This window comes from Spirosoma flavum, from assembly GCF_042686045.1.
Classification (GTDB): domain Bacteria; phylum Bacteroidota; class Bacteroidia; order Cytophagales; family Spirosomataceae; genus Spirosoma; species Spirosoma flavum.
In genome coordinates this window covers 1,301,030-1,308,486 of record NZ_JBHUOM010000002.1, presented here as the reverse complement: position 1 = coordinate 1,308,486, position 7,457 = coordinate 1,301,030, and the positions used below count along the sequence as shown (strand labels likewise).

Sequence of the window (7,457 nt, the reverse complement as noted above, 5' to 3'; positions counted from 1 at the left end):
TTTGTACTAAATCGATAAATTACTTACGCATTTTGTTTCATTCGGATGATGTTCAGAGCGGCACCCGCTTTGAACCACTCAATCTGACCTTCGTTGTAGGTATGGTTGACCATGAACTCATCTTCAGTGCCATCAGCGTGGTGAAGAACGATTTCGAGCGGACGACCCGGCGCAAACTCGGTCAAACCATCGATGTCGATGGTGTCATCTTCCTGAACCTTATCGTAATCGGCAGGGTTAGCGAACGTTAACGCCAGCATACCCTGTTTTTTCAGGTTCGTTTCGTGAATCCGGGCAAACGACCGGACCAGAATAGCCCGCACGCCAAGGAAACGGGGTTCCATAGCTGCGTGCTCACGAGAAGAACCTTCACCGTAGTTTTCGTCACCAACAACTATTGACCCAATGCCAGCGGCTTTGTAAGCCCGTTGAACAGCAGGCACTTCACCGTATTCGCCCGTCAGTTTGTTTTTCACGCTGTTGGTCTTCTCCGTATAGAAGTTCACCGCGCCAATCAGCATGTTGTTGGAAATATTGTCCAAGTGACCGCGATATTTCAGCCACGGACCAGCCATAGAAATATGGTCGGTCGTACACTTGCCTTTCGCTTTGATGAGCAGTTTCAACCCCTTCAGGTCTGTACCTTCCCAAGCGGCAAATGGAGCCAGTAATTGCAGGCGGTCGGAGGTTGGGCTAACCAGTACCGTAACGCCTGAACCGTCTTCTGCCGGAGCCTGATAACCGGCATCATCGACGGCGTAGCCTTTTACGGGTTGCTCAATGCCTTGTGGCTCGTCGAGTTTTACCTGCTCACCATTTTCGTTGGTCAGCGTGTCGGTCATTGGGTTGAATGTCAAATCACCCGCGATAACCAAAGCCGTCACGATTTCGGGCGAGGCCACAAATGCATGGGTGCTGGCGTTACCATCGTTCCGCTTGGCGAAGTTCCGGTTGAACGACGTAATGATTGAGTTTTTACGCGTTGGATCGTCCATGTGACGCGCCCACTGCCCAATACAGGGTCCGCAGGCATTGGCCAGTACGACACCACCAATTGCTTCAAACGTAGTCAAAAGGCCATCACGTTCAGCCGTAAACCGAACCAGTTCGGAACCAGGGGTTACGGTGAACTCAGCTTTGGTTTTCAAATGCTTGGCCGTTGCCTGAGCAGCTATCGAAGCCGAGCGAGTCATGTCTTCGTAGCTGGAATTAGTGCAGGAGCCAATCAAACCAACTTCAAGTTTGGCAGGCCAGTTATTTTCTTTAACTGCTTTGGCAAAGTGCGATAACGGCCAGGCTAGATCAGGTGTGAATGGTCCGTTGATATGCGGCTCCAATTCCGACAGGTCAATTTCGATCAACTGGTCGTAGTATAAGGCCGGATCAGCGTAGACTTCTTCATCAGCCCGAAGATCCGTTTTTACCCCATCAGCGGCATCGGCAATATCGGCACGGCTGGTAGCCCGCAGATAGTTCGACATTTTTTCGTCATAGGCAAAAATCGAGGTTGTCGCCCCAATTTCAGCACCCATGTTACAGATAGTGCCTTTTCCGGTAGCGGATAGGCTTTCGGCTCCTTCGCCAAAGTACTCGACGATGCAACCCGTACCACCTTTCACGGTTAGAATACCGGCTACACGCAGAATCACATCTTTTGCCGATGCCCAACCGCTCAGTTTACCCGTTAGTTTAATACCAATGAGTTTTGGCATTTTCAATTCCCAGGCCAGACCCGCCATCACGTCGCAGGCATCAGCTCCACCAACGCCAATGGCAATCATGCCCAGACCACCCGCGTTGGGTGTGTGCGAATCTGTCCCGATCATCATGCCACCGGGAAACGCGTAGTTTTCAAGCACCACCTGGTGAATAATTCCTGCGCCGGGTTTCCAGAAGCCGATTCCGTATTTGTCGGAAATGGACGCCAGGAAATCGTATACCTCTTTGTTCTTACTTTTGGCGATGTCCAGATCTTCCACGGCTCCTACTTCGGCCTGAATCAGGTGGTCGCAGTGAACGGTTGATGGAACGGCAACCTGTGGCCGACCTGCCTGCATAAACTGCAACAAAGCCATTTGGGCAGTCGCATCCTGCATGGCTACGCGGTCAGGCGCAAAATCCACGTAGGCTTTACCCCGCTCGAATGCCTGAGTCGGCAGGGCTGACGAACCAGCTCCCGCAAAGAGGTGACTGTATAAAATTTTCTCCGACAAGGTCAGCGGTTTGCCCACTGCCTGCCGGGCGGCATCGACGCGTTCGCCGAGATTAGCATAAACGCGCTGAATCATGTCTAAATCAAAAGCCATAGCAAGTAGGAATAAAACAGGTTACTGAAAGGGATATCCTATAAAGAACAACCAACGAATCCGGAAAATGGATTCCCGTTAGCGGGTCAAAATTAGAAGATTCTGGCACGTTTTGGAAATATTCCCAAGAATGGATTATAAACAACGCCAAAGTCGCCCATAAAAACCCTCGTTTTCTGTATTTTAAATCACGATTATAGAACAAAATAGATAATCAACCTATCTTGGCGGTTAGAATCGCGGCAATACATATAGTCAGTTCTTAACCATTTGTACAAAAACAGTTGCCGCACAGACACTAACTCCTATGAAAAAGAAAAACACGCTCCTATCCCTTACGGCCTTACTAGCCTTAGGATTGACACTTACGTCCTGTAGTAACGACGAGAATCCAACGATCACCGACACAACAACTCGATTAACAGCAACGATGAACGGGGCTAATGAAAAACCAACCTCAACCTCATCAACGGCAACGGGTACATTTGTAGGTGATTTAAACACAACGACGCGGGTACTTAGCTACACAGTTACGTACCAAGGATTTTCTGAAGCGTTGACAGGTGGGCACTTGCATCGGATTACGGCAGTTAACGGAACTGGCCCAGTTGACATACCGTTCCCATCGCTGACAAATCCAATTATTGCAACAACAGCCGTTTTGCCTCAGTCCAAAGTAGACAGTTTGCTGGCCGGTCAGTATTATGCTAACCTGCACACAAAGACATACCCATCTGGAGAGATTCGTGGAGAAGTCAGAAAGCAATAATTCACGAATGGTGTGTAAAAAACGACAACAATAATCAAAAAGGCCAGTACCGTTTTTCGCGGTGCTGGCCTTTTTGATTATCTCTTATCTTACAACGGGCTTAGCCCACGGCGATAGTTTGCGCAGGCTTATTGGTAGCCGGATTCTTGGGCAAGGTCACTTTTAGAACTCCATCGGTGTAGTTGGCCGAGATGCTTTCCGTAATGACCTTGTCATTGAGTCGGAACGACCGCTCAAACGAATGGTCCCTGTGCTCCTGATACGTGTAGTTGCCAGTTGTGGCGTTTTCGGAGTTCGTTGACTGGTCATTGCCTTGATAGGAAATCGTCAGTACGTCGTCTTTAACCGACAGTTGTACGTTCTCTTTAACCAGAGCAGCCGCAAATAGAGAGATTACATACTCGGTATCGGTCTCGTCAATATTAACCGGCACTTGTGCCTGGTGAGCTCCACCAGCGTGTCTTCCAAACGCTGGCCCGCCCCAGAATTTACCGAATTTACCGCGACCCATCGGGCCACCAAATCCACCACGGCCCATTGGACCACAACCACCTTTGTTACCTGATTCGAATGCTTGTTTATTATACATGTTTTTGTGTTTTAGTCTTGTGTTTGTTTACTGTTTTGGTACTACTTGTTTACTCGTTCTGGCTTAGCTGATGGGGATAATTCGGTCAAAACTCCCGCTGTTCACCCGTGAACGATAGGTCGGATTATCGATCGAAATGATGTCTGACGACTGCCAGTTACCGCGCCCCAACTGACCAAATGACCGGCCTGCCAAACGTGCCCCGGCTACCCGGACAATCAGAAAAAGGCCCAGGCCAACCAAAAGAATTTTCACAACTAGTGTTAGTAAAAACAGGGCCAATCCGACCACTAGCGCTAAGCCAGCTACTCTCCAAATGATGTTCATGTTATTTATTATTTAATGGTTCATTACTAGCCCCATCTGGCAGGAAGGCAGTTGAGACTGAAATAAACGTTATAAAATCTGACGATTATTTCGATTCCCTAGCTTCCTGGTTTGGGGCTTTAGTAGAGATGACGGAGGGGCCTGAGCTTTTACTTTAATTAATCGTAAAGTTTTTTTAGAAGATTACTCATAGCGAGCAAATAAGAGGAGGACTTCCCTTACTCCTCGTCAATAACCGCCAAACTAGTAACTTGATTATCTGATAGTTAAGTCTTTATTTACGTTTATTCCACAAAAAAATACCTGCCGGTTATCGGCAGGTATTTTTTTATTCTTTACTAGAAATATCCAGGTTACTTCCGTCTTCCTTCCAGAATTCGGTAAAACGAGCGGCTTCGAATCTCGTCGAGTGTCAGGCCTGTTGCGAGTGCTTCATTTTCCGAAATGGCACCGCAGTTCATGGCTTTGAGGAAAAAGTTAAGCAAGCCTTGTCCAGTGGCGGCATCATCAAAAATATCTTTCGTAAGGGTGGAAATGGCCGCTCGTTCGACAAATATTTTCAGGCGAAATACCGCATCTTCGTAGCTGCTCAAAAAGAACGCATACGTAGCCGCATACCGCATTGGTAACTGGGCCGGATTCAGGTCCCAGCCCTGATAAAAACCATTGATGAGGGAATGCGTGGTGTGGGTAAAGCCAAGCCGCCAGGCAGAATGTACCGATTCCCGGTTTTCGGCCAGTTGCTCAAACGTCAGGTCATCGCCCCGGTGCGGTCCGATGGGTATAACATTGGTAGCGCCATCGGACAGAAAAATACCCGTGCCACCCAGCGCGACTTTGGTCATGTGATGCGCAAAATCGCAAACCGGATGACTCATTGTCTGGTATTTTGCCGTGATACCGCAGGAAGCCGTGTAATCATACGTACCAAAATGGGCGGCAATGCAACGCCCTTCGCTGGCCTTAATAATGCGCATCAACGGATTCCGGCCTTCGTCGTCCATAACAATTTGTGTGGCCTCCACCATCGTCTCTATTTTGAGGGTGCCGGGCGCGAGATTATTTCCGTTCTCTACAATTTCGAGTAAGCGAACCATCGTGACTACCTGTTCGGGAATGGTCACCTTGGGCAGCATCACCACGAAATTGTCGGGCAGTACACCACCCGTTTTATCCAGCAACGTGGACAGAAAAATATCTAGCGTGCGAACGCCCCGAAACTTTAAATCTTCGGTAAATGGCTTGATACGGATGCCGATGAATGGTGACAGAGTTTTGTTTTTCATGCCCTCGGCCACGTCGAGAGCTGCCTGAACAGCCGTCGCATCTTCTTCATCGTCGGGCCGATTCCCGAATCCATCTTCAAAATCAATACGAAAATCTTCAACGGCTTCCGTCTGGAGTTTCTGAACGATCTTGTTGTAAACGGAGTACGCCAGCCAGGCCGGTTCGTTTCGCCGGTCAGCCTCGGATAGCTTATCTAACCGGCTGGTGAGTTCGGCAATCTCATGTTGCAGATGCGGCAGATGCTCGTAGCCCGGTAATTGAAGCACGTTTGCCAGAATAACGAAATTGGGCGAGTACGTTTGCAGGTTTTTCAAGGCTGTTTCGCCCATCCTGACGCACGTATCCGACTTGAACAGATTGGCTCCTCCATAAACCGTATGTACGGGTTGGCGGTCGGGTTTGTCGCCGGGATACGTTGCCTGAAACGCCAGATTAGCTGCTTTTAACGTATCCAGCAAACTGGTCTTTTCACTTTCCTGAATTGAAAATTTCATAATGATTGGTGTTATTTCGGGGTGGAGCTGGCGGGGCCGCCCGCGCGGTTCTTTGACGTGGTGTCGGTTTCTCAAAACCGACACCACCACACTATCACGAACCTCGGTAGGTTGAATACCCAAATGGGTTTAACAGTAACGGAACATGGTAATGCTCGCCAGTCGTTATAGCGAACGTGATTTCTACGAATGGATAAAACGTTGTGGTATTAAGCTGGTCGAAATAAGCCCCGGTTTCAAACCGTAATTTGTATGTGCCAGTCGGTAAGACAGTTTCTTTGGGCAGTAAATTACCAATCCGCCCATCGGCATTCGTGATTCCCCGGGCTATTTCTGTCCATTCTTTATGTTGCTGATACAAAACAATACTAACACCTTCCGCTGGTTTTCCCCGCGTCGTATCAAGAATGTGGGTGGTGATTGGACTCATGAAGCAAGTAATTTTTCCAGACGAATTTTGGCGATCTTGTTCTGCTCCTGCATGGCAATCAGGATTTCATCTTCTGGTGAATTGGGTAATCGTGCGGTCAGTATTTCCAGCATTTCTTCGGCGGATTTTCCAGTAGCGCAAACAATAAAAATATACCCGAATTTTTCTTCGTAGCGTCGGTTTCCTGCCGACAAGTCTTCTAATACCTGCTGAGACGATACCGAAACACCCGATTGTTCACCTTCAGCCCAAACTTTCGTGTTAGCAAATTTCTCCCGTAACGAATTTATATCGCCAATTTTCGGGTGATGCGTGAAGGCTTCCCGCCAATCGCTTTCAGAACAGGCAAACCAGCTAATGTCAGACTGCTCGAATAGCATTTCTTTACTCTCGACGGGAAAGATTTTGGCCAGTTTGTTAATCCAGGACGAAGAGCCGCAACAAGTGAAAAGTGTCTCTTTCAATTGAGCATCTGGCAACTGGTTTAGTTCGGATAGTGTCATTAAACGCTTGTCGGAAAACGGTTTACGTTCTTATAATAAATATAAACCGCCGGTTCCTTACCCATCGCCGTGAACCACTGCTGGCAGTAGGGCGCCATCCAGATCGAATCGCCTTTTTTGATTGGATACCATTGCTGGTCAAGCATATACACACCCTGGCCTTGTAAATAAATCAGGCCATGTTCCATGATGTGTGTTTCCACCAGGGGCAAATGTCCACCCGGATCGTAGGTGAAAATATTGACCGCCATATCGAACGACAACTCATCAGGCAGCAACACCTGCAACCGCAAGGACGGATCCTCCAGATACATTGGGCCTGCTACATTGGCGGCATCCCCAAAAAGAACGGGCGGCACATCGTAGCCATCTAATTTTTCGTAGACTTTGTGAAATGTAAGCAATTGGGTACCCGCTTCCGGCTTATCAAAAGTGTACGCTTTCCCAATGGGGATATAAACGAACTGGCCCGTTGTCAACGTTTTTTCTTCTCCGTTTACCGTTGCTGTGCATTTGCCGTTTATGATGTAGAAAAACAGTTGTGACGCTTTCGTTGTGCCCGTGAGCCTGCTGTTTTCGTTCAGTGTGATGAGCGTCTGACACAGGTTAGCGCCCATTTGCTCGTTAATAATAACATTCACGGTGCAGTTATCCCAGCCGGGCACGCGACTGTTAATGTATCCGTCGGGACTAATGATTGCGTGGTTGCGTTTAACAACAGACCGGGTAAGCGCGGAAATTTCCATACTCGT

At 48.4% G+C, this 7,457-nt stretch carries 8 protein-coding genes; 1 reads left to right on the top strand and 7 read right to left on the bottom strand.

Going from position 1 to position 7,457, the window contains the following annotated elements; translation table 11 throughout:
* Positions 1-23 precede the first annotated feature (23 nt).
* Positions 24-2,306: an aconitate hydratase gene (locus tag ACFS25_RS10870; RefSeq protein ID WP_381499877.1), complete on the bottom strand. Its 2,283-nt coding sequence runs from the start codon at positions 2,304-2,306 to the stop codon at positions 24-26.
* A gap of 307 nt (positions 2,307-2,613) precedes the next feature.
* Here ACFS25_RS10870 and ACFS25_RS10865 point away from each other — a divergent pair, with 307 nt between their 5' ends.
* Entirely contained in the window at positions 2,614-3,075 is a 462-nt protein-coding gene (locus ACFS25_RS10865) for a CHRD domain-containing protein (RefSeq protein WP_381499874.1), read from the top strand.
* Between the two features lie 100 nt (positions 3,076-3,175).
* On the opposite strand, the gene ACFS25_RS10860 is transcribed toward ACFS25_RS10865, so the two are convergent.
* From ACFS25_RS10860 to allE, 6 genes are all read right to left on the bottom strand, one after another.
* On the bottom strand, positions 3,176-3,664 hold the full coding sequence (locus ACFS25_RS10860; RefSeq protein WP_381499871.1) for an Hsp20/alpha crystallin family protein: 489 nt from the start codon (positions 3,662-3,664) through the stop codon (positions 3,176-3,178).
* 63 nt (positions 3,665-3,727) lie between these two features.
* Positions 3,728-3,991: a hypothetical protein gene (locus tag ACFS25_RS10855; RefSeq protein ID WP_381499868.1), complete on the bottom strand. Its 264-nt coding sequence runs from the start codon at positions 3,989-3,991 to the stop codon at positions 3,728-3,730.
* A gap of 353 nt (positions 3,992-4,344) precedes the next feature.
* On the bottom strand, positions 4,345-5,772 hold the full coding sequence (locus ACFS25_RS10850) for a DUF6986 family protein (RefSeq protein ID WP_381499866.1): 1,428 nt from the start codon (positions 5,770-5,772) through the stop codon (positions 4,345-4,347).
* A 94-nt stretch (positions 5,773-5,866) separates the two neighbouring features.
* Positions 5,867-6,202, bottom strand: a complete 336-nt coding sequence (gene uraH, locus ACFS25_RS10845) for a hydroxyisourate hydrolase (protein WP_381499863.1) — start codon at positions 6,200-6,202, stop codon at positions 5,867-5,869.
* Positions 6,199-6,705 carry a 2-oxo-4-hydroxy-4-carboxy-5-ureidoimidazoline decarboxylase gene (gene uraD, locus ACFS25_RS10840; protein WP_381499861.1) on the bottom strand — a complete coding sequence of 169 codons (507 nt, stop codon included), beginning with the start codon at positions 6,703-6,705 and terminating at the stop codon, positions 6,199-6,201. The genes uraH and uraD overlap by 4 nt, the downstream gene beginning before the upstream one ends.
* The gene (gene allE / locus ACFS25_RS10835; protein WP_381499858.1) at positions 6,705-7,451 is read right to left on the bottom strand and encodes a (S)-ureidoglycine aminohydrolase; all 747 of its coding nucleotides are present in this window, start codon (positions 7,449-7,451) and stop codon (positions 6,705-6,707) included. Before allE ends, uraD begins: the two co-directional genes overlap by 1 nt.
* Between the last annotated feature and the right edge of the window lie 6 nt (positions 7,452-7,457).

Excerpts from the sequence above, each read along its gene's own strand:
- ACFS25_RS10870 (WP_381499877.1), bottom strand. The coding sequence starts at position 2,306 with ATGGCTTTTGATTTAGACATGATTCAGCGCGTTTATGCTAATCTCGGC.
- ACFS25_RS10865 (WP_381499874.1), top strand. The coding sequence starts at position 2,614 with ATGAAAAAGAAAAACACGCTCCTATCCCTTACGGCCTTACTAGCCTTA.
- ACFS25_RS10860 (WP_381499871.1), bottom strand. The coding sequence starts at position 3,664 with ATGTATAATAAACAAGCATTCGAATCAGGTAACAAAGGTGGTTGTGGT.
- ACFS25_RS10855 (WP_381499868.1), bottom strand. The coding sequence starts at position 3,991 with ATGAACATCATTTGGAGAGTAGCTGGCTTAGCGCTAGTGGTCGGATTG.
- ACFS25_RS10850 (WP_381499866.1), bottom strand. The coding sequence starts at position 5,772 with ATGAAATTTTCAATTCAGGAAAGTGAAAAGACCAGTTTGCTGGATACG.
- uraH (WP_381499863.1), bottom strand. The coding sequence starts at position 6,202 with ATGAGTCCAATCACCACCCACATTCTTGATACGACGCGGGGAAAACCA.
- uraD (WP_381499861.1), bottom strand. The coding sequence starts at position 6,705 with ATGACACTATCCGAACTAAACCAGTTGCCAGATGCTCAATTGAAAGAG.
- allE (WP_381499858.1), bottom strand. The coding sequence starts at position 7,451 with ATGGAAATTTCCGCGCTTACCCGGTCTGTTGTTAAACGCAACCACGCA.